The organism is Mesorhizobium sp. WSM4935 (assembly GCF_029625735.1).
Classification (GTDB): Bacteria; Pseudomonadota; Alphaproteobacteria; order Rhizobiales; family Rhizobiaceae; genus Mesorhizobium.
The window spans coordinates 175,811-197,375 of the sequence record NZ_JARTVR010000011.1; the positions used below are offsets into that span (position 1 = coordinate 175,811).

At 56.1% G+C, this 21,565-nt stretch carries 15 protein-coding genes and 2 pseudogenes; 9 read left to right on the forward strand and 8 right to left on the reverse strand.

Going from position 1 to position 21,565, the window contains the following annotated elements; all coding sequences use genetic code 11:
- Positions 1-200 precede the first annotated feature (200 nt).
- The 9 genes and pseudogenes from P9273_RS23210 to P9273_RS23250 form a co-directional block, all read left to right on the forward strand.
- Complete coding sequence (locus P9273_RS23210; RefSeq protein WP_063169351.1) at positions 201-1,661, forward strand: aldehyde dehydrogenase family protein; 1,461 nt, start codon at positions 201-203, stop codon at positions 1,659-1,661.
- Positions 1,662-1,989: 328 nt separating this feature from the next.
- Positions 1,990-2,358, forward strand: a complete 369-nt coding sequence (locus tag P9273_RS23215) for a GNAT family N-acetyltransferase (RefSeq protein WP_063169352.1) — start codon at positions 1,990-1,992, stop codon at positions 2,356-2,358.
- Positions 2,336-2,803 carry a transporter substrate-binding domain-containing protein gene (locus tag P9273_RS23220; RefSeq protein WP_224571101.1) on the forward strand — a complete coding sequence of 156 codons (468 nt, stop codon included), beginning with the start codon at positions 2,336-2,338 and terminating at the stop codon, positions 2,801-2,803. The genes P9273_RS23215 and P9273_RS23220 overlap by 23 nt, the downstream gene beginning before the upstream one ends.
- Positions 2,804-3,291: 488 nt before the next feature.
- Complete coding sequence (locus P9273_RS23225) at positions 3,292-3,495, forward strand: hypothetical protein (RefSeq protein ID WP_141245431.1); 204 nt, start codon at positions 3,292-3,294, stop codon at positions 3,493-3,495.
- A gap of 64 nt (positions 3,496-3,559) precedes the next feature.
- Positions 3,560-4,753, forward strand: a pseudogene (locus tag P9273_RS23230) (IS256 family transposase).
- A gap of 986 nt (positions 4,754-5,739) precedes the next feature.
- A complete protein-coding gene (gene panD, locus P9273_RS23235; RefSeq protein WP_063169354.1) occupies positions 5,740-6,183 on the forward strand; it encodes an aspartate 1-decarboxylase in 444 nt (147 codons plus the stop codon).
- Between the two features lie 313 nt (positions 6,184-6,496).
- On the forward strand, positions 6,497-7,765 hold the full coding sequence (locus P9273_RS23240) for an ATP-grasp domain-containing protein (RefSeq protein ID WP_082826583.1): 1,269 nt from the start codon (positions 6,497-6,499) through the stop codon (positions 7,763-7,765).
- Between the two features lie 81 nt (positions 7,766-7,846).
- On the forward strand, positions 7,847-9,016 hold the full coding sequence (locus tag P9273_RS23245; RefSeq protein WP_063169356.1) for a M24 family metallopeptidase: 1,170 nt from the start codon (positions 7,847-7,849) through the stop codon (positions 9,014-9,016).
- A 91-nt stretch (positions 9,017-9,107) separates the two neighbouring features.
- Positions 9,108-9,364 (forward strand): annotated as a pseudogene (locus P9273_RS23250) (IS3 family transposase); the annotation flags it as partial.
- Between the two features lie 142 nt (positions 9,365-9,506).
- Here P9273_RS23250 and P9273_RS23255 read toward each other — a convergent pair.
- The 8 genes from P9273_RS23255 to ectB (P9273_RS23295) all read right to left on the reverse strand — a co-directional run bounded on the left by P9273_RS23255 (position 9,507) and on the right by ectB (P9273_RS23295) (position 20,854).
- Positions 9,507-9,947 (reverse strand): GNAT family N-acetyltransferase, encoded by a 441-nt coding sequence (locus P9273_RS23255; protein ID WP_158515807.1) that lies wholly within the window; start codon positions 9,945-9,947, stop codon positions 9,507-9,509.
- A 476-nt stretch (positions 9,948-10,423) separates the two neighbouring features.
- On the reverse strand, positions 10,424-11,353 hold the full coding sequence (locus P9273_RS23260) for a 2-oxoglutarate and iron-dependent oxygenase domain-containing protein (protein WP_063170383.1): 930 nt from the start codon (positions 11,351-11,353) through the stop codon (positions 10,424-10,426).
- Between the two features lie 681 nt (positions 11,354-12,034).
- Positions 12,035-13,720 (reverse strand): GMC family oxidoreductase, encoded by a 1,686-nt coding sequence (locus tag P9273_RS23270; protein WP_063169348.1) that lies wholly within the window; start codon positions 13,718-13,720, stop codon positions 12,035-12,037.
- 327 nt (positions 13,721-14,047) lie between these two features.
- Entirely contained in the window at positions 14,048-14,614 is a 567-nt protein-coding gene (locus tag P9273_RS23275; protein ID WP_158515808.1) for a GNAT family N-acetyltransferase, read from the reverse strand.
- A gap of 390 nt (positions 14,615-15,004) precedes the next feature.
- Positions 15,005-16,834: an IucA/IucC family protein gene (locus tag P9273_RS23280; RefSeq protein WP_063169359.1), complete on the reverse strand. Its 1,830-nt coding sequence runs from the start codon at positions 16,832-16,834 to the stop codon at positions 15,005-15,007.
- A 463-nt stretch (positions 16,835-17,297) separates the two neighbouring features.
- Positions 17,298-18,599, reverse strand: a complete 1,302-nt coding sequence (gene ectB / locus P9273_RS23285; RefSeq protein ID WP_063169360.1) for a diaminobutyrate--2-oxoglutarate transaminase — start codon at positions 18,597-18,599, stop codon at positions 17,298-17,300.
- 166 nt (positions 18,600-18,765) lie between these two features.
- Complete coding sequence (locus tag P9273_RS23290; RefSeq protein ID WP_063169361.1) at positions 18,766-19,605, reverse strand: 2OG-Fe(II)-dependent halogenase WelO5 family protein; 840 nt, start codon at positions 19,603-19,605, stop codon at positions 18,766-18,768.
- Positions 19,598-20,854: a diaminobutyrate--2-oxoglutarate transaminase gene (gene ectB / locus P9273_RS23295; RefSeq protein WP_063169362.1), complete on the reverse strand. Its 1,257-nt coding sequence runs from the start codon at positions 20,852-20,854 to the stop codon at positions 19,598-19,600. The genes P9273_RS23290 and ectB (P9273_RS23295) overlap by 8 nt, the downstream gene beginning before the upstream one ends.
- Positions 20,855-21,565: the final 711 nt, after the last annotated feature.

Genomic DNA, 21,565 nt, shown 5'->3' on the forward strand with positions numbered 1-21,565 from the left:
GGTCCAAAATCGGGCCGCTCGCAGTCACGGAACGGGAAGGCCGTTCCGTGGCATGTGGCAGTGGGCGAACTCGGAGCGGCTGAACGGCAGACTAGGGCTTTCACTGCCGGACCGATACCACGGTTGCCGTTCTTCCTGCGGCGCCGACCACTGTCGCTGCGCCAATTCGAAGAAAATCGAGCGATAAGAAAGAGGACTGGATGGCCAGCAACGACGTAGTCAAAAATTATATCGATGGCGAGTGGCGGGATTCTGTGTCCGGCACACGCATCGAGGTCGATGACCCGGCGAGCGCCGAAACGATTGCTGTCGTAGCTGAAGCAGGACCCCAAGACATCGAGCTTGCCGTTACTGCTGCTCACCGCGTTTTTCGCGACCGCGTGCTGATAGACATGCATCCGTATGATCGCGGTCGCATGTTGTTTCGCGTTGCCGACGCCCTTGAAGCGCGTTTCGACGAGATCGCAGCCATTAACTGCGCGGAGACGGGGAAGGCATTGGAACTTGCCGATGGCGAGGTTCAGACCGCCATCAGATACCTGCGATACTATGGTGGCTTGGCCGACAAACTTGAAGGGCGCTCGATCCCGCGCGGGGCCAACCTGGTCAACTACACAGTCAGAAGTCCCTTCGGCGTGTCCGCCCAGATCGTTCCGTGGAATGGTCCACTTGAACTGACGGCCCGCTCGCTGGCCTGCGCCATCGCAACCGGCAACTCAGTCGTGGTGAAGTCGCCGGAACTAGCTCCCCTTTCCGGAGTTGAACTTGCGCGTGCCTGTGAGACAGCGGGGCTGCCTGCCGGAGCGGTCAACGTGCTCACTGGATACGGCCAAACGGCAGGCCAGGCGCTGATCGAACATCCCGACGTTCGCCACATCGTCTTCACGGGCTCGATTACTACTGGGCGGACGGTGCTCAAGACGGCAGCGGATCGGATCGTGCCCTGCATAATGGAACTGGGCGGAAAGTCGGCTGCAGTTGTGTATTCCGATGCCGACCTCGACTGCGTTGTGGAAGCGGTACGCGTCGGGACCTTTCTGAATGCAGGCCAGAATTGCAACAACCTTACACGTCTTATTGTGGAACGTTCTATTGCAGACAAACTGGTGGAAAGAGTGAGGGTCTGCGTCGAAGGACTGTCGGTCGGTCCAGGACGCGAAAACTGCGACATCACCCCGTTGATCTCCCGAAACCAACGACAAGGAGTTGAGCGGGCCTGCCAGACGGCCCTCTCGCAGGGCGCGCGACTCGTAACCGGCGGGACTGCGCTTTCGGAGCGGAGCGGTTACTTTATGGCGGCCACGGTGTTTGCCGATGTCGCGCGAGACAGCAATCTCTTCCAGCAAGAAGTATTCGGTCCTGTTCTTGCCGTTACCACGTTCGATAATCCGGGAATGGCCGTCAATCTCGCGAACGACACCGTTCACGGTCTGGCAGCGGGCGTGTTCACGCGGGATATTGACCGGGCCCTCTGGACCGCCGACCGCCTTTGGGCCGGTCAAGTGTACGTGAATGGGTGGTATGTGGGCGGGGTGGAAACACCGTTCGGTGGGATAAACCAGTCCGGCTACGGCAGGGAGAAGGGTCAGGAAGCGCTGGACGGCTACGTTCAGACGAGAAACGTTGGTATCCGCCTCTCGCAGCCACCATCTGGAAATTGAACGCTTGCTGATCCCTACCGACGGCGCGGCTGTCGGGCGATGCAGGATTCAATGACCTCGACCAAATCGAAATAAGCCCGGCGAGAGAATCCGTATCGGAGGTCATCGAGAACAACTCTAATCATAGGATTTTTGGCTGCGGACGGGCTTTACCCACCACGGACATGTAGGAGCGCATTGCCTAGCCCGCTGCGTGGGTCGCATGGGTCAGGAGAGGATCACAGTGCTTCAGAGACAATTGAGATTCGCAGAGCTGCCGCCGAAGATTTCGACAAGTTGGCAATGTTGAACCGCGAGTTGATCGAGGCCGAGAAGCATCGAAACCCCGATGACGGTTTCAGAACTCAAGGAGCGGTTTATTCAGTTGGTGAATCGCGAAATTTGGATGGTCGACCTCTTCAGCCAGAACGGCGAGATTGTGGGCCTCGCCACTCATCGTTTGGAGCCAGACAATGCGGAGCCGAGTGGGCAACGCGTCTTTTTGAGGCAATTCTACGTCAGCTGCCAACACCGACGTTCGGAGATTGGCTGCAGGACCCTTGAGCTGCTTATTCGGTCTCGTTTCCACAACAAATCAAGGATTTTCCTCGACGTGCTGGAGACCAATCCTGGCCGCAAGACCTTCTGGTCTCACACCGGTTTTGTCGCCTACAGCACGCTCATGGAGCGTCTCGTTGAAAAAGCGGACACCAAATAACCTGCGGTGCTGGGAATTAATTTGGGGATCGGATTGTCTGGCATTTGCGTGCGTCGCGCAAAAACACGAGAATAGAATCGAGCCGGTCGTAACCGAATGGGGCTCACTTGTCCCCGGCCTGCAGGCTAGCCGCTTCGACTTCATCACGGCCGGCATGTGGATCAAGCCGGAGCGCTGCCGCAACGTGCTGTTCAGCGAACCGATCGCTACGGAGAGAGGCGCACTGCTGGTGCCTAAGGGCAACCCGGAAGGGCTGCATTCTTATGAGGATGTGCGTGACAAGGGACTCACCTTCGTCAGTGATACAGGCTACACCGCGGTCCAGGACGCGAAAAAGTCAGGCATCGCCGACGACAAAATCATGCAGGTCGCCGGACCGCCGGCGGACAGGCTGTCGCGCCGCCGCCGGTGCCCTCGACTACTTTACAGCGACTGGACTTGTTAAGAAGGACCACAGCCTTGAGCTGGCCGATTCGTTCATCGCGCCAGCCAACTATCCTGCTATCGCCTTCGAGCTCAACGAGCAGGCTGCGGTCGACGCGTTCAATGCCGTATGCAGGACTATGTTGGCTCTGGCGAAATGATGGCAGTATTCGGCAAATACGGCTACGGCAAAGACAACCTGCGGACGGCAGCAAGACCGCTGACCTCTGCAGAGGCTGAAGGCAATGTGCCTTAACACGTCCCCGGTCATGGCGGGGACGTGTTCAGTGGGCAAGCGTCTGTGAGGCGATTTCAGGTCCACCGTGGCGGTGCTCACAAGACGCGCCTCATTGCCTGAAACAAACACATCTACACTTCATCGGGTGCGCACATGTGAGCGTCGCGGCCCACAATACGACGGCCAATATGCGGGCTGGCTCACCTGCCACATCAGGCAACTGCGCAAGCAAATCCCCTGACGTGTGCCGGAACGAGAAGCAGGAGAATACTGTGGAAATCAGAGTTGTACGCCCGGGCGACCTTTCTCAATTGCGCAAGATTTGTGACGAACACATCGACTTGGAAGGGGTGACAATAGCGGACCAGGACCTGAGTCCTTATTGGAACTCGGCGTTTTTTGGAACACCTGCCCAGTTGTTCGGTTGGGTTTGTGATGAAGGAGGGTGTGTGCTGACAGTTCTGCAAATTCGCTGAGAGAGGGCGGTCATGGCAGGCTGGTGATTGTTCACGTCACCGATTCCCGCGAAGGAACGCCACCATGACCAAGATTGAAAGTAAGACCGGCAGCGCTGCCATCAAAGACATTCTGCTTTCGGACCCGGACGGACTTCACGAAGTGATCCGTGCGGTGATGCAGGAGGTACTCGAGGCCGAGATGGACGAGGCGCTGGGGGCTTCGAAGAGCGAGCGCACACCTGAGCGGCTCGGCTACCGCTCGGGTTATTACGGCCGCACCCTTGTCACGCGGGTCGGCAAGCTTGAGCTGCGGGTTCCGCAGGACCGGGCCGGCCGCTTCTCGACCGAGCTTCTCGAGCGTTACCAGCGTTCGGAGCGGGCCTTGGTGGCGACGCTTGCGGAGATGTATGTGCAGGGCGTGTCGACCCGCAAGGTCAAGGCGATCACGGAAGAGCTGTGCGGCCATGCGTTCTCGGCCTCGTCGATCTCGGCCATCAACAAGCGGCTGGACGAGAGCCTCGCTGCCTTTGCCAGGCGCCCCCTTCAAGAGCCGTTTCCTTACCTCATCCTCGATGCGCGCTAAGAGAAGGTGCGTGAGGCCGGCGTCGTCATGAGCCAGGCGGTGCTGATCGCTGTCGGCATCGACTGGGACGGCCGGCGCCAGATCCTGGCCGTCGAGATGGCCAATCGCGAAAGCCGCTCGGCCTGGAGGGATTTCCTCGTCGCGCTGAAGGCGCGCAGCCCCAAGGGCGTCGAGCTGGTTGTCTCCGCCAATCATGCCGGCCTGGTCGCGGCGATCGGCGAGGTGATCCCCGAAGCCGCCTGGCAGCGCTGCTACGTCCACTTCCTCAGGAACGCGCTCGATCACCTGCCGAGAAAGCACGGCGCCGACTGCCTGCAGGACTTGCGCTGGCTCTAATGACCGGCGCGATCTCGCCGAGGCCAAGGCCGATCTCGCCGCATGGCTGTCCAAATGGTCGGGCCGCTATCCGCGACTGACGAGTTGGGTGGAGGAGACCATCGAGCGCACGCTGACCTTCTTTTGCCTGCCGCGCCAGCATCACAAGCATCTCAAGAGCACCAACATGCTTGAACGGCACAATGAGGAAATCCGCCGGCGCACCAATGTCATGCGCATCTTCCCCAATGAAAGCTGCCTGCGCCTCGTCAGGGCGCTGGCTGCGAGACCAACGAGAACTGGATGGAGGCCAACCGCTACATCAACATGGACGATCTGCGCGAGCACAAGAAGCTCGCTCTACGCCAAGCCGCATGACCAGCATCGTGGCCGCCCCATTTTGCAGAACTTGACGCACACAACCTGAAGGAGGTAAGCGTCATGACAACTCTTAGAGGATACATGACCGCGTCGATCCGGCTTTTCCTTGTTGGTCAGGGGCGATCCTCGGGTACGCCTCCGGCGAGGGCCGCCTTGCGCGATCATGGCACGGTAGCGAGGCTGGGCTCTTAAGGTCGTCCTTAGGAGCGTAAGCCCCGCGACCATCCCATCGCTGAAAACAAACCCTTGATCAGCGGGCGCCCGACGGACCGCCTCTGTCGTCGTGGCGCTCCCATGAAGAACCTGGCCCATAGTGCATCCTTTGATTCGGAAGATAAGGATGCCCCATCAAAACCTGAGATCAAACATTTAGGCAGGCCTCGACTGGGACAAGTAAAACGGCCGCATTCGAGGCATGAGGCTGCACGCGTCTAAGATCCGAACAGCCAATACCCGAGCGTCCTCGACATCCCCGCCGCCAGAAGTCAACGATGCCCAGATCGGCCGCACGACCACCAGCAGAAGGGCGCCACCTCAACCCGTCCTACACTCAACATTTTGTCGCGTCCGCGACGTGCCTTCTTGATCCGATCCGTGGTCTGCTCACCTAAATAGCTGAAAGAGATCACGCATTTCTGTTTCCGGCCTGATTAGCCAGTTTGGCACGAGGTTTGCAACTTTGTGTGCGATCCAGTTGAACGGGCCGATTGGCACAGTCACCTGAAATCACAACTAATTAAAGGAACGGAACATGTCGGAACTGTATCGGATGGCATTACCAATGGGGGACAGCCGGCCGGCAATGCCTCCGCCCACCACAACCAGCCTTCGCCTGACTGTCTCGTGCTGGCCACGCCAGAGTAATCAATTTTGTCCTAAGAACCACAATACGACAAATCGCAGAACGTCCATCCATCCATCCTGAAACCAAGACACAGCAATCGCTTGTCGACGCAGTGTCCCACCGCCGAGAGGAAATGTAGATGAGAAAATTTGTTGCCGCCAAGCTTCATGGAATAACTGTGACCGACGCGAATTTGAACTACCGGGGCTCAATAACTTTGGATCCAGATCACTGCGACGAAGCCGGCATCCTTCCAATGGAATTCGTTGAAATCTGGAATAAATCATCGGGCGCTCGAATCAGCACTTACGTGATTTATGGAGAGCGGGGTTCTCGTTGCTGCGTGCTGAACGGAGCCGCTGCTCGCACCTGTCAGGTCGGGGACGAAATAATCGTTTGCTCCTCCGCATACATCGAGGAGCATCAGATGGTGGAGATCAAGCCGCGAGTGCTGACTTTCCACCGGGATAATTCTATCTGCGACCACATGTTCTACGAGGGTGCAATAGACGACGATGGAAGGATAACGTTCTCGATTCGCGAGGGCTCTCCCGGCGATAACGCGCTAAAACTCACTCCCTAGTAGGGCCTTTCGGTGACAGCTCGTGGCGCCGGGTCCCGGTCAAGGGCGTACTCGTCCCCAGTACTCTGGTACGCGATACAGTGCATTATCCCACTCGGCCACTATTCGGTCAGTTGCCATCAAGCCCAATCGGTTCTGCCCAGATCTGGGAAGACGATTTTGCTGCGCCAAAGGCAACTTCAGCTTCAGCCAGCGGCTGCGGGTAGAGGCGACCAATTTCACGGAATGTTTGGCCTTGGATCGTTGTCTTTAAGTCTGAGGTCCACGATGGCAAAACGACCTATCGACAAAAACGCAGAGTGGAGAACAGCCAATGTCAAGGAAAGCTCTCATCCTGGTTGAAGGCCATGCAAGAGGTAATGGAATACGATACATCCACGCGGCCCGGCGTCTTGGCTTTCATCCAATTACACTATCAGTTGATCCAACACAGTACGAGTATCTTGCGGCGGAAAGAAGCGAGGCAATCCGTGTCGATACAACCAATCTTGATACCTTGATTCGCGAATGTTCCAGGCTGCGTGAGACCAATGACATCGCTGGTATCACGGGCTTCTCGGGCATCGACGAGTCGGTCTATGCAACCGTTGGCAAACTATGTCGGCATTTCGACTTACCGGGACCCAACCCCGAATTGATTGAACGATGCTGTGACAAATTCTCTCAGCGCCAGCTACTTGCGGAAGCCGGAGTTCCGATACCCGCTTATCGCATGGCGCTGAATGTGGCAGAAGTAGAAAGCGCTGTCGCGGAGATCGGCTTTCCCGTAATTGTTAAGCCGGCAATCGGCAGCGGTAGCATCGGTGTCCGATTGTGCCGCAACGCCGATGAGTTAGCTGACCACACGACCTATCTGTTGGGTGGGAAGCACATCTGGCCGTCTTCGCCGAGGATATTGGTTGAGGAATTCGCGCGCGGCCCTTTTTATAGCGTGGAGATAATGGGCAATGAGGTTATTGGGATTGTCGCCGTTGATTTCGGCCCCCCACCGCATTTCGTCTTCCGTGAAACGACCTTCCCGGCCCCGCTTGCGGAAGACGATCATGACCGTATCGTTGATGTTTCGCTGAGGTGCTTGCAAGCTCTTGGCCTTAATTGGGGGCCAACGAACATCGAGCTCCGGTTGACTAATCATGGCCCGGTTGTAATCGAAGTGAATCCGCGTCTTGCTGGTGCGCTTGAGCCTGAACTGGTCCAACTGGCGAGCGGTGTCGATCTGGTCACCGAGCACATCAAGCTTGTCGTCGGCGAGGAATGGGATTTGCGCAGAAGGCATTTGCAGACCGCAGCCGCGCGGTTCCTAGTTGCTGATTGCGACGGCACCCTCGATTGGATCGATGGCGGCAGTCAGGCGATCGCGGTACCAGGTGTCGCTGAAATCAAATTGTATGTTGAACCCAACGCGCCGATCTTCAGGAAAGGCGATTTTCGAGACTGGATAGGACATGTCGTCGCCGTTTCACCCAGCCTTGCTCAGACCGAAGCGATACTCCAACGAGCTGTCGACTTAATCGCTTGGTCTATCACACCGCCGTCGGGCGAACAGGAGCGATCTGCAGCCCCACGACTCCCCCCCAACTGAGAGGTGATCCGTCGCCAGCATAAGAACTCTTACCCGCAATAGCTCGCCTTGTTGTCAAAAGCATAGCTGGAGTTCAAACTTATGAATATATCCAAGGGACCCCAGGCATTCCCTAGAAGTGAATACCTTCGCCGGCTCGGCTCGGTGAAGTTCGAAATGGGTCGGTGCGATATCGACGCGCTCGTCGTTTCCGACCAACATAACATTACCTATCTCACGGGGTACACCGCGCTATCAGCCTATGTTCCTCAGGCCGTTGTGGTTTCGATACGAGAAGAGGAACCGACGTTCATTCTGCGCCGCTGTGATGCGCCGGCAGCCATTCATCAATGTTTTATGGAGCGCGACAAAATCGTCGCATACCCCGAAGCGTATATTGGAAATCCTGACAAGGATGGCTATGACGCGGTAGTCGATTACTTGGAGGACGTCGGCCTCGCGAGTCGAGGCATAGGAATCGAGCTATGCTGCCTTCCATCGCAATCGGCGAAAAAGTTTAGGATGCGCCTGCCTGGTGCCACGATCGTCGATGCTACTAAGGCGGTCACTTGGAAAAGGCTCATCAAGTCAGATCTCGAGATAGCTGTAATGCGGGAGGCGGCGGCAATCTCAGACGCCGCGATTCGACGCGCTGCTGAGGTAATACGCCCCGGGGTGCGTGAAGCAGACGCGTGCGCGGAAATTGTGGCAACGTTGGTGCGCGGCGCAAACGGTAAGCCAGGAAGCGGGATCGAGGGAATAAGTTTGTGTTCATCACCGCGAACGGGAACGTGCCACATTCCGTGGAGCGAGGACGTTTTTCGCTATGGATCGCAGGTGAATCTCGAAATCGGCGGTGCGCGATATGGTTACTGTGCTGGGCTTATGCGCACTTACACGATCGGCTCACCCTCCGATCGTCTACGTCGCGTGCATGAGATCCAAGTCGCCGGCCTTGAGGTCGCTCTTGATGCGATACGGCCAGGAGCGACTTGCAGCGATGTTGCCAACGCCTTCAATCGCAGCATCGAGAAGCGGGGCCTCAAAAAGGAGACGCGTTGCGGCTATGCACACGGCATTGGTTGGTTGGAGCCGACCGCAAGCCTTAAGGATGGCGATATGACAGAGTTGCTACCAAACATGACCTTTCACCTGATGTTAGGTAATTGGATCGAGGAGGATTTTGGATACGTCATCAGCGAAACGTTCCGTGTCACAGACTCCGGCGTCGAGGTACTGACCACTGCTCCCCGGAAGATTTTTGAGATCTAAATTAGAATATGGCTTGTCATAACGACAGCGCGGACGTCCGGAATAGATCTTGCCGGTCGACGAGATGTCGCCTACCTTGTTGAAGTGCGGACGGCGAGCGGCGGTCGGCATGCGGGGCCGATCCGTGTCGAGGCGAAGCCGAACGCACGCTGGTCGCTGTACGACCAGTTCTCCTGCGGCCGATCAACTCGTCGACGACGTGACGCGCGAATGCCTTACGCGATTCCGGACACAGATCTCTGGTCGCCGCGTTGCTCGCGAACTGACGACCTGATCGCCCAGCGCGGCAAGCCCGGCATGATCGTCGCAGACCACCGCACGGAGTTTACCTCGAACACGGTCCTTGCCTGATCAATGGATCATCGCGCCGAAAATACATTCCGCTGCAAGCCCATGTGCGCAACATAAATGGCTGCACCTCTAGTCTACTCGCCACTGTTTAAAAGACTGGGGCAGGTCAATGCGCTTTCGTTACGACCTCAGAGCAAGTCTACAGGTCATAGTAGTAGGTAAGGTATGGACTCAATTTACCGATCTTGTCATAGAGCGCCCGCGCATGATAATTTGATCTGTCCGTATTCCAATAGATTCTCAGCCAGCCTTGGTCGCGACCGTAGGAGGCCAGATTCGTGAGCATGGCTTGGCCAATCCCCTGGCGCCGCGAAGACTCGTCGACATAGAGATCTGCGAGAAAACAGACCGGACGATCGCTAAGAGTATACGGGTGAATGACAAAGGTAGCAAAACCTATGGTAACGCCAGTTGCTGAGACCGCGATCAGCGCGTTAATCGGTTCGTCTGGGCGCTCGATGCGCCGCCAGATCCTATCTGTCGCCTGTTCTGATGAATTGAGACCTTGGTCGGCGCAATATGCGTACCAAAGGGACCGCCATGCATCGCGGTCGGCAGTGCCTGCGAGACGAATCTCCATGAGGGGCGGGCTCCGGCTGAGAATGGGCTCCAGGGCGCGAGGTGTTCGGCCTGAAAGGTTGACGGCTTGCGATAACTGCCACCGGCCCGCAAGACGTGCAGCACGCGACCGCCGGGTGTTATAAGATCTTTCCGCCTGTGACGGCGTCGTGGTCGCGCTGGAACTGGTTCCCGGGAGCTCGGTTCGCGATACGTCAAGCGCGAGTTGGGCGAGCGTTATCATGGGATCAAGTTCCCTCAGGTTTTCCCGCAGCACGTTTGCGACAGCGGTGCAGATCTAGTGCGATCTTTCCCTGCGACCACACGATGCAAACAATCTGACACCATAGGTGCATTCATCCCGAAGCGGGCTTCCGACCGCCGCGCTACACGCGCGACGGCGGGACAATCTAGCGGATGCGAGAGTTCTTCCAGCTTACCACGGAGATCTGCACCGCGTCGGCGCCATAATTGCGCATGCTTTAGAAAAGCAGACAATCATTGCAGTTCGCGCGCGCGTCCGGCGCCATTCCCAGTCACCCATATTGACTCAACGTTGCGCAGCATCATTTCTACAACACTAACTTGCTGCCCTTGTCGCGAAGTCAGGCGAGCGTCGATCTCGGGATAAATAAAGAAGGGCAGCGAAATTCGATCAGTCGGACCACTATGCACGACCTGGTGGGGCGTACTCTTGAAGCGGCCGTCGCTCAAGACCTGAAGGAGGTCGCCCAGATTGACTACGAGACTATCGGGCAGGCTCGGCACCGGCATCCATCGACCGCGGAACCACACCTGCAAGGAACGCAGGGGGAGTTCCTCTTGCAGCAGCAGCGTGAAGAAGCCATGATCCGTGTGCTTTGCGCAAGTGCCGCCGCGAGCTGGATACCGTATCACGCGTTGCCCAAGCGTCGGCGTGCTGAAATGGCGTTGGAACCATGCCTCTTCCATACCTATCAGGTCCGCCAGCGCATCCCCGATCTGGGGGACAATCCCGGCGAGCACGGTAGCCTGCAAAGCAAGCAGGTTTCTTGCGAAGCCAGGAGCCAAGGCTTCATCCGGAAGGCGCGTGCGGCCGGAGAACGGACGCCGGTCGCCTTCGTTCTCAATTCCGAGGTCGAATACCTCCTTTGGATCGAAGCCGGCCTCAGGATGTAGCATTTCGCCGTGTAAAGGACTGTATCCACGGGCGGCAGTGGGGTACACGTCCTGAAAGGCGTGCCCGTAGCGTTCCTTAACCGACTGTGGCAATGCGAAGAATCGCCGGGAAGCCTCAATGGCTTGCGCGATCTGTTCCCCGGGGATGCCGTGCTCGACAAGGTAGAAGAACCCGTATTCCTGGCATGCCATTTGCAGGCGCTGGCGCTCGTCACGTCGCGTTGCATCGTCTCTCAATTTCGAAAGTGAAATTTTCGGCAGCGTGGTCATAGTCAATCCCCTTTTTGGGCGCTTAAGTTGATTAGTGTTTGCCGCGGCTCTCAAAGTCGACAGTTCCTTGGATGTGGGCAACGCGCCGTCTCTTCCAATAATAACGAAAGTCGACATGATGTCCCATTCTAAGGCTAAGCCGATGGCTGGGCGGTGATTCCGTCTTAGCAATTGATCTCTAGCGCTTCCTGGTGAAGATAACAACGATTTGTATGTTAATATAGTTGTATATATTGTTACATCCGTCGCGGTTAGTTTAACATTATCACGGCCAAGATACTAAGAGCGATTTACAATTCTGAATTGCTTTATGACTTCCAGGCTCAATCCAGACCAGCGCCGACCTCCGGGTTTCATGGCAGGATCGGCCATCTCGAAGAGCTCTATGACGCGAGGTATCGCCAGCTACCTGAGCTCGTCCATCACACACGCCGTCCCGGACGATGGCCGAATGGCAGAAACCGACCGCTCGAAATTTTCCTATCCCATAGTCTTTTTCGACGCTATCCGGGTCGAGCGGTCAAGCTCAGGGACGAAGACTTCGTTCGCAAAAAAGCCATCTACATCGGGTTCGGCGTTCTGCCTGGCGGCACCAAGGAGCACATGAGCTGAGGAAGCGCTTGTCGACGTTATCCGCCGTCTCGACGAGACGACTAGCCGAGCAGCAAAGCAGGCAGCGATTTAGCTCCGTCTGCCGTCTCTCAAGGTTGTGTCGGCCAATTTCTCAGCCACCATAATCGTCGGAATGTTTGTGTTCGCCCGAGGGCAAAATGGCATGACGGAAGCGTCGGCGATCCTCAAACCCAAAATACCATGAACGCGTCCCGACGGATCGGTCACAGCGCCAGGATCCGCGGCTGCCCCCATCCTGCAGGTCGACGTCGGATGCCAACTTGGGATGACGTTCTGGCGAATATACCGATCCAGATGTTTCTCGTCGTTGACGAGATCGGAAATGCTATCCCCATCCGTTATGACGCGCCTAATCAGCCCACGGCGCAGCCGCGGCGACGCGTCCATGAGCAGCGCCAGAAATGACGTGAGTGCATAGTTTGTGCTTGTGACCTTGCTCACCAGCTTCGCTCGCGCATTCAACGCTGACGGAAACGGGTCCAGCGCCACAGAGGACAGCGAATCTTGCTGCAGCAGGCGGACTATGAAGCGAAAGCCCTGCTTGAGGCGCTCGGCGTCCCGCTTGTCGCTCAACCAGTTGAAATCGACCTCCGGCTCTATTTTATGCGAACTACCCTTGAGCGCCACAGTTCCCGTCGAGTAGCTGCGATTGACCCACACGGCGAGAGTGCCGAGGCGCCTCCCCAGCGGGTGCCAGGATGATTTGGCAACAGTCGATATTGCCATATCGGTCGACGGGCAGCCTTCGTAACCCGACGAGTAGCGGGCGTGCATCTGAATATATTCGCTCACGCCGGGTGACAAGCGATCGGCCGGCTTCAAATAGGCCGAAACGCAAATCGTGGGGTGTTCCTGAAGATTCTGGCCCACACCTTTCAAATCTGCAACGATAGGGATTCCGAATTGTACTAATTCCTTCGCGGGGCCGATCCCGGAGCGCATCAATATGGCGGGTGAATGGAGTGCTCCTGCGCACAGGATAACGCAAGAAGCGCTATACGATTGCACGCCCGATTTGTTCTCCGTCTCGACCCCCGTTACCGTTGTTCCCAAAAAGGTCAGCCGCGCAACTGTCGTTTCGGATAAAATCGTTAGATTGCGGCGAGAGCGGACGGTTTCGGGTAAGTACGCCATCGCGGAGGAGACCCGATGACCATTGCGGTTGGTCAATGGGACAACTGAATAGCCATCACCGAATGCACCATTGAAGTCTGGCCTGAAATGAAGCCCCAAAGCATCGTAAGCATCGGAGATTGCCCGGATGAAGCCCGACCAGTCTGATTGGCGCACACGTTTGATTGGCAAGGGGCCGTTCGTGCCATGAAATTCCCCGCCGAAATCCAAATCGCATTCTAGACGACGGAAGTAGGGCAGCACGTCTTCCCAACCCCAGCCCGTTGCACCGCTTGAGGCCCACTCATCGTAATCTCCGGGCCCGCCGCGGTTGGCGACTTGGGCATTGATGCTGGAGCCGCCACCCATGACGCGCGCCTGTTCGTAATGGACAGGCTTGCGGCCACCTCGCACCGTTGTCGCGTGGAGTGACTGCCATCGATAACCGGGATTAAGGTAAGCACGCGTTGGGTCGCCATCCTGGATGTCGTCAGGAATGGCATTCGGCGGCGTATCAGGGCCAGCTTCAATGAGCAGCACGCGAGCGCCATAGGCGGAGAGCCTGCTCGCCATCACGCATCCAGAGGAGCCACCACCCACGACGATATAATCGAAAACCACGCAACTCCCCATCAAGGTACCAAGTGTGATGGGCTTCTTCAGCAAAGCGCTCCTCCTACCGCCTGAGATATGGTCACTTACGGCGCGGCAGCTCCACATCATGCCGTCTGTAACGGAGCGATTTGATCGCCAAATCGGTCGAGGGCATGCCCGAAGCGAGACCGAGCGACCCATCTGAACTATCTCTGAACCGACAAGCTCTCAATTCCAGGGCACATGCATCTCCGGACACGCCGGTGCGTCGGTGTGAATGATTGCAAGTTCGTAGGGCGAGAGCAGCGCTCGCCTACGGTTTCTTGCATCACCGTCTTCCGAGAAACAATGATACTAACAAGAGATAACGACGACTTTTTCGATTTTTACAGCAGTCAAGACTGTCACTTCAAAATATCGCATAACTACGTTATTGTAGACCCGGTCTCTTACATAGCGAAGGCCTACTTTCGGTGCTTTCCGAAGCGAACGCGTGTTCGTTGGGCGAATGAATGAAGTGACCTTCTCGAGCGTTAGGTTCTCGAAAGCAAACTGGATCGCTGCCCTGCCGGCCTCTGCGGCGATCCCCTTACCGGAAGACGCAAGGTGGAGGCACGATACGGTTTCCACATTAGTGGGATCTTCGGGCAGATACGGGCCACTGTACATCAATCCACAGTAGCCTGCGAATTTTCCGACTTGGCCTTCGCCTTTTACGAACACCATCCATAAGCCGAAACCATTGCTCTGCCAATGATGGATGAACTGTTGTAGTTTAGCTTTCGATTGCTCTCGGGTCGGATAGACTCCATCCCACATGGCATTTACCACAAATGGATCGCTATGAAGCTCATGTAGAAGAAGCTCGTCGCTATGCGACGGTGGCCTTAGGATTAGGCGCGGCGTTTCTAGAATGTACATGAGAAGCTCCCTTCTAGCCATAAGTTAGAGCCGCACTTACCTCCAACGCGGCCATGATCTCCTAGCATGAGCGTCAAGGCCGCAGTGCTTGATTGAAGGCGTTCGACGAGGTTTATGCTTAAGGTAGCGAGGTCTACACAAATCAAGCTTTGGGCGCCTAACCGTGTCAGTGTTGACGGCACCTGGAAAGCCGGCCCGAAGGCGATAAAAAAATTAGGCGCCTCCTTTCAGAATGGAAGCAGGCGACGCGCTGGTGAGCGGGCGCCTGATACGCGCAACATGCTGCGGCGGCGTTTACGCAAGGGGTTGCTTACCCCAAGGGGGGGGTATGGTATTGGCCCAAAACCGGCTAACTACATTGTTCATTTAAAATACGCGCCTCCTTCAAGCTTAACCTGCACTGGTCACTTTGCGAATGCCCGCCAGTGGGTTCTTCAGCGTGCCGACGGTGTGCAGGTATTCTCCCGGATCACCGAAGTCCACCATTTGCTGGTTTTTTTGTATCTGCAGTCGATTCATACATCGTCGCAGAAATTCTGGAGCGAATAGGTCATGCTGCCTGTATTTTTCGTCATATTCCGGATGTTTCGTCTGGTAGCCAAGGATGGACTCGCTTACGAGCTGCCAGAAGTGTGTCGACGGAAAATCAAGATGTTCTTCGAGTGTTACAGCCAAGTAACGAAAGAAGCAGTCGAAAACGTCGGTGAAAATGAAGTCGTGCTTCATGTCGCGATTTACTTGAATGCAGATCCTCTTAATCTCCTCCGGCACGTTGAGATCTCCGCCTAGAATACGAAGCTCCTCGCCAATGTCTTTCATGATAACTCGCGTCGGAGCGTGATCTTTCATAACTAGAATTATATTTTCTCCATGTGCCATAAACGCTAGATCGTAAGCATAAAAGCAGTGGAGAAGCGGCGCCAGATAAGATTCAAAATAGCGGCGTAGCCAAGCGGCGGCGTCTAACCCCGAGGCATTGATGAGGGCTGTCACGAGTGCTTCACCATTGTAATCGACATGAAGCAGCGACGCCATTGTCATCAGACGTTCCCCTTCTTTCAACTGCCGAAGGGGGCTTTCCCTCCACAGCGCAGAAAGCATCTGCTTGTAAGGGGAGTCCTTCTTGAGGGCGGTGTTGAAACAACGATTGCGATAGCCAATCGTCGCGACCTCGCGAAGGATGCTGAAGCCGTTGGCGGCTAAATAGGAGTCACTGTCGAGCAAATTCTTCAACCATTCGTTGATGGCGGGCGTCGCCAGCATGTGTGTCGGTGACAAGCCGCGCATAAACCCCATGTTAAGTATCGACAGCGCCGTTTTCACGTACCGTTTATGCGGATCGCTTATATTGAAAAGTGTGCGGATCGATTGCTGGGCATGATATATGTCCTTCCCCTGGCCTAGGCAGACAATGTGCCGGTTGGCGATATCCGCCGCGAAGATAGTTGAGAGCCGATTGAACCATTGCCAAGGATGCGCTGGCATATAGATGTAATCGGTCGAGTTTAGTCCCTTTTGACGCAACGCTGCGTCGAACTGTTCCAGCGCCTGTCGACCGAGTTCCTCGTGCATGAGAAGGTCGTAGTCGAGCGTTGAAATGGACTTAAACGTTGCCATTTCTTTATGGACGGCCAGCCATATGAGTCTTATCGAACTGCCCACCTCCGGCGCATAGCGACTATAGTCGAGCGCGTCAAAGCCAATGCGACCGTTATTCGCGATAAAGGTCGGGTGGCCCTCCGTCATGCCAGCCTCAACGATCTGGTAATCGGCAAAAGCCAGTTCTGCGGCGGATATCTCTGTTTTGGCCTGCTTGTACGCGCTGCCATACAGCGTGCTGCTGATCTCCTGCAGGTAAACCGGCATCATCTCTTCCTTTATGCCAAGATGGCGGCTGAACTCAATAACAAAATCAAGCGCATCCAGGGGGGCCGGCCTGCCCTCAATCCTTTTCTCCAGAGAGCCGGCGTCCACTTGCCAGTGATCTAGCAGGAGGCGCCGAGCCTGGAACCAATACTCCAACCCAGGGGTCTCGCTTTCCAGCACATACTTCCCCCAGTCGCCTTCCATTCGCTGGAGTCGAGGAGCAATTAGCAACTCGTGTGCAAATTCGCTGATTGCTTTACGGATAAGGAGCCGGTTGGCCTTTGCCCATAAATGCGGTTTCAAATGCTGCGTTACGCGTTCGGCTAGGCTTATCTCATCGTCTCGGGCTGTCATATCACTCACGATCTCAACTCCTTCAGAACGTAACGGTGTAAGGTTCGCGAACGCGCCTTACACTCGTCTCGCCAAACTTCGACGTCGCACAAAATCCGTTCTATTTTTCATCAGAAAGGATAAGAAATACCGGACCTCTTATACAAGTTAATTTCTAATGTGTTGTGTACCGTTCGTCTTCGCTCGTGATAAACCAGCAATATTACCATCTTACTTATATAATATATTAGAATACCGGTTTCACCGGCCCTGGACGTCGTCCTTCATCTTGCAACGAGCAAGAAGTGTGTATTGATTTGCACATGCCGTACTGTCGTTCGATCACGTCAAGCGGTCGGTGTCCATTGTTTGAGCTCTCCGAGTGTCCATTTTTGCTGTCCGTCTCCATACAATCGCATACGTCTAAAGCGGAATTTCCTTTGCTTGATAAGCCCAGACTGGGTAGGGGGGACTGAGTGAATGCCTACTCCGCTGAAATGCTGTCCTGCACCGCGCCAATGCTGTCGCGTACGATCGACAGACCACGGCGCAGTTCAGCCTCGGTTATGGTAAGGGCTGTCATGAACTTGAGCACCTCACCATACGAGCCAGCGATCTCGATCACCAAGCCGCGACGAAAAGCTTCCCGGGAAATGAGCCCCGGCAATGAGTGGTGCTTTGGTGATACGAGTCCATACATCAAGCCGCGGCCTCGGACATTCAGAGCAAGGCTGGGGAAGTCGTCTGCGATCGACTTGAGTTCTTGAGCCAAGATGGCTGATTTGCGAGCAATCTCATCTTCAAACTTGGAGTCGGACCAGTAAGTCTCAAGGGCCGCACGAGCAGTGACGAAAGCATAGTTGTTGCCCCTGAACGTGCCGGTGTGCGCACCCGGCGTCCAGACATCAAGTTCAGGCTTCATGAGGACAAGGGCCATAGGCGTTCCAATTGCAGACAACGACTTTGACAGGGTAACGATGTCCGGCACGATCTCAGCCGCCTCGAAACTGAAGAATTTCCCTGTGCGACCGACACCAGCCTGAATATCATCGAGGATCATCAGGATCTCGTGCCGAGAGGTCAGATCACGCAGCCGTTGCAGCCATTCAACGGTAGCAGCATTGACACCGCCTTCGCCCTGCACTGCTTCTAGGATCACCGCAGCGGGTTTGCCGAGACCACTGCTAGGATCATCGAGAAGCTTCTCGAAATACTCGATCGTGTCTGAAGCGCCGAGATAGCCCTCGTACGGCAACGATGTCACGTGCGCGAGGGGAAAGCCGACAGCATCTCGGAACTTCGTGTTTCCGGTTGCCGCCAACGCCCCAGCGCTGACTCCGTGAAACGAGTTCGTAAACGAAACGATGTTTGACCTGCCGGTCACTTGGCGAGCTAGCTTCAGAGCCGCCTCGACCGCGTTCGTACCTGTGGGGCCAGTAAATTGCAATTTATAAGACAGACCGCGGGGCTTCAAAATAAACTGCTCAAAAGCTTCGATGAAGGCCTTCTTGGCGGTCGTAGCAAGGTCGAGCCCGTGCACAATTCCGTCGCGCGCAATGTAGTCCAACAACGCCCGCGTGAAGGCTGGGTTGTTGTGCCCGTAATTCAAGGCTCCCGCGCCTCCCAAGAAGTCGATGTATTCCCGACCGTCTGTAGCTATGAGGGCAGTGCCGACGCCTCGATCGAACAGAACTGGGAACGCACGGACGTAGCTCCGCACCTCAGACTCAAGACGATCAAAGATCGCGAGGCTTACATCGTTTGTAGGAGTAAACTGCTTCTTCATAGGGCGAGTCCTGAATTGTAGCCTGCAAAGGCATCAGCCCAAACTGTCTGGCGAAGGCCATTTCAATCGGTTCGAGGTTCGGCTTGTATGACGGCAGCATGAGCAGTCACACGCCTGGCCACGCCAACTCACGGCCCAAGCCAGTCGATCGCTGCGAGGTCCAACGTCACGTCCACCAGAGAACAAGATCAGGCCGCGCAAATCCGAAAAAGCAATTCAGCACTAGGCGACGCTTTCCGTCGCCTAATTGACCGGTAACCCCGTGAACGAAGCCGCCATCGATTAGGGCGATATCCCCGGTTTTGAGCTCGAACTCGCGGCAAGGGACGGCTTCCAGATAGGCTGCCGAATAGGGATATCCAGTGGTCTCCACACCTTGCGATATCCGGTCCGCAACCGTCGGCTTGTGGCTCCAGAGCTTCAGATTGCCGCCTTCCTCAGGCATGCTGGGATAGAGGTTGAGCGCTGCGACCGTATTGTGCGCCACCGCAGAAAGCTCGTAATCATCGCCAGCACGTAAGACTTGAGCGACGTCGTCGTGGGGATCCAAGGAAAATGTGCCTGTGCCCGACCAACTGAGGCCGCGACAAACATTGGCCTGGCCGTGTTCGGAACGGGCTAGCCGCAATTCGATTCCCTGGTTGTGAAGCTCTCGCTTCAACGCCCTGAATACTGCTCGAACCGGGTCAACCAAATTCTTAAAAAGGGCATCGACGTACGGCCGCGCGTTTTCGGCGTCTGCGAAATAGGTGGCTGCATCCTTCCTGTAGTGAGATGCGCCGACATATTGTCCGGGCACACCATCTTTACGCTCTCTGAGACCAGAGCTTCCAATAAAGTTCGTAGTGATCTCCTCGGCTACTTCGGTGCTGAAAGCTTGCTTGATGTGCAGAGCGGTGAGCTCACCTTTCAGGACCGAGATGATCTCCGCCGTGTTGATCGACCCGGTCCGTTCTTTGATCGAAACCGGCGAGATGGCTGGCACTTGAGATATCTGACTAGGCATTGTCTTGCTCCTGTAGTGCGTGTTCAAGGATGGTGATGCCACGATCGAGTTCGGCATCGGTGATGGTTATCGGTGGGAGGACTTTGATAACGTCGCGATTTGGCCCCGAGGATTCGATAAGAAGGCCATTTTCGAATGCGACATCGTGCACGCGGCCGACAACTGCCGGTGAACGGCATTTCAGGCCGGCCATCAGACCGCGGCCGCGCTTCTGTTCGATGTATCTTGGAAATTTCGCAACCAGGCGATCGAGGTGCGTTTGCAGCCTGACGGCTGTCCGCTCGACACCTGCAGTAAATTTCCTATCCGACCACATCTTGCACATGGCTCCTGCCGTCACGAAGGCGAAATTGTTGCCTCTGAAGGTCCCGCTATGTTCTCCGGGCTTCCATATGTCCAAGTCGGGTCGAATCAGAACGATGGACAACGGACTACCTGAACCGCTTAGGGACTTGGAAAGACACACAATATCCGGTTCGATTTTCGCGGACTCGAATGAGAAGAAATCGCCAGTTCGGCCCGCACCCGCCTGAATATCGTCGACGATAAAAACAATGCCGTGCGTACGGCAAATGCGCTGAATTTCCGTGAGCCAAGCTGCGGATGCGGCGTTCATGCCGCCTTCGGCCTGGATGGTCTCCAGAATGATTGCGGCAGGCTTTTCTATGCCGCTCCCCGGGTCGCTCAAAACGCTGTCGATGTAACTGGCGGAATCGAAAGCTTGGCTCGGATAGCCGTCATAGGGAACACGGATCACATCGTGGCGAGCGACGCCTCCCAGTTCCCTGGTTGAGGCCGAGCCCGACACCGCTAGAGAGCCGAGCGACATGCCGTGGAACGCATTCGTAAAGGCCATGACGCTCGAGCGGCCGGTGTATTTTCGCGCCAGCGCCAGCGCCGCTTCGTTGGCGTTCGTGCCGGTCGGCCCGGGAAACTGAATCTTGTACGAAAGGCCTCTGGGTTTCAGGATCCAATCGACGAACCCTTCAATGAAGTCACGCTTTGCCGCCGTATGCATATCAAGCGACAGAAGAATGTTCTCACCGACGAGATATTCAATCGCTGGCGCCATAATATCCGGATTGTTGTGCCCGTAGTTGAGTGCGCCGGAACCCACCAGGAAATCGATAAAGGGCTTACCCGTCTCGTCCCAGATCGTCGCCCCAAGGGCCTTCGTAAAGACGGTGGGGAACGCCCGGCAATAACGACGAACGTTAGATTCATGAGCCGTGAAAGCGTCGGTGTCCATATCAAGTCCTCTGCACATAGTCTTTCAAAGAAGAGAGCTGTTTAATGGCTAGTGGTTTGCGGCAGATGTTCGTCGCTTAACGTTGAAGCAGAATGCCGGAGGCAGCTTTGTTTGGTCTGGGTTTGGTCTGGTGATGCCGGCATCCTCATCAAATATTGTTGGGTTGCGTTGCCCTCCATTCGGATGCTTTCGAATGTGCTGCAACAGGATGGCTTCTAAAGCTTCCGCGAAAGCATCGCTACTATGGCATCAGGTAGTTGACGTACCCACCCTTCGCTGCCCATAGCGCTCCGGACAAATGAATGAGTCCAAGGAGATCAGCAGGGTCGCGTCGCCAGAGGTTGTGTCGCTCGGCGGTAGCGAAGCCGCTCGCGAGCGCGCTCCTCAATAGCGCCGTAGCGAGCGAGCGGCTTCGCGGCGGTCATCAATATTCGCCGTTCAACCTCGGGCTGCGGACACCAACCTGATTCAAGAAACTATTTGATGACCGATGACACAGCGAAAGCCACGCTCTCTTTGAGAAGAATGCGGATTCCGATCTCTTGCGCGATGACTGGCCCGAGCCGCCGGATCAAGAGGGCGGGGCCGCCGTGGACCCCCTTGACGGAAAGCCCGTTCGTAGGCCAGGCGGAAGCAACCGGGAGACGCGCTGGCGAAGGGCCGCATCGGTTTCGAGAACGTCCACTACCGCGACGGCAACCATCCCCGGCC

What these genes read in the sequence shown, in the direction of transcription:
- P9273_RS23210 (WP_063169351.1), top strand. Translation starts at nt 201, where the DNA reads ATGGCCAGCAACGACGTAGTCAAAAATTATATCGATGGCGAGTGGCGG.
- P9273_RS23215 (WP_063169352.1), top strand. Translation starts at nt 1,990, where the DNA reads ATGACGGTTTCAGAACTCAAGGAGCGGTTTATTCAGTTGGTGAATCGC.
- panD (WP_063169354.1), top strand. Translation starts at nt 5,740, where the DNA reads ATGAGAAAATTTGTTGCCGCCAAGCTTCATGGAATAACTGTGACCGAC.
- P9273_RS23240 (WP_082826583.1), top strand. Translation starts at nt 6,497, where the DNA reads ATGTCAAGGAAAGCTCTCATCCTGGTTGAAGGCCATGCAAGAGGTAAT.
- P9273_RS23245 (WP_063169356.1), top strand. Translation starts at nt 7,847, where the DNA reads ATGAATATATCCAAGGGACCCCAGGCATTCCCTAGAAGTGAATACCTT.
- P9273_RS23255 (WP_158515807.1), bottom strand. Translation starts at nt 9,947, where the DNA reads ATGGAGATTCGTCTCGCAGGCACTGCCGACCGCGATGCATGGCGGTCC.
- P9273_RS23260 (WP_063170383.1), bottom strand. Translation starts at nt 11,353, where the DNA reads ATGACCACGCTGCCGAAAATTTCACTTTCGAAATTGAGAGACGATGCA.
- P9273_RS23275 (WP_158515808.1), bottom strand. Translation starts at nt 14,614, where the DNA reads ATGTACATTCTAGAAACGCCGCGCCTAATCCTAAGGCCACCGTCGCAT.
- P9273_RS23280 (WP_063169359.1), bottom strand. Translation starts at nt 16,834, where the DNA reads ATGACAGCCCGAGACGATGAGATAAGCCTAGCCGAACGCGTAACGCAG.
- ectB (WP_063169360.1), bottom strand. Translation starts at nt 18,599, where the DNA reads ATGAAGAAGCAGTTTACTCCTACAAACGATGTAAGCCTCGCGATCTTT.
- P9273_RS23290 (WP_063169361.1), bottom strand. Translation starts at nt 19,605, where the DNA reads ATGCCTAGTCAGATATCTCAAGTGCCAGCCATCTCGCCGGTTTCGATC.
- ectB (WP_063169362.1), bottom strand. Translation starts at nt 20,854, where the DNA reads ATGGACACCGACGCTTTCACGGCTCATGAATCTAACGTTCGTCGTTAT.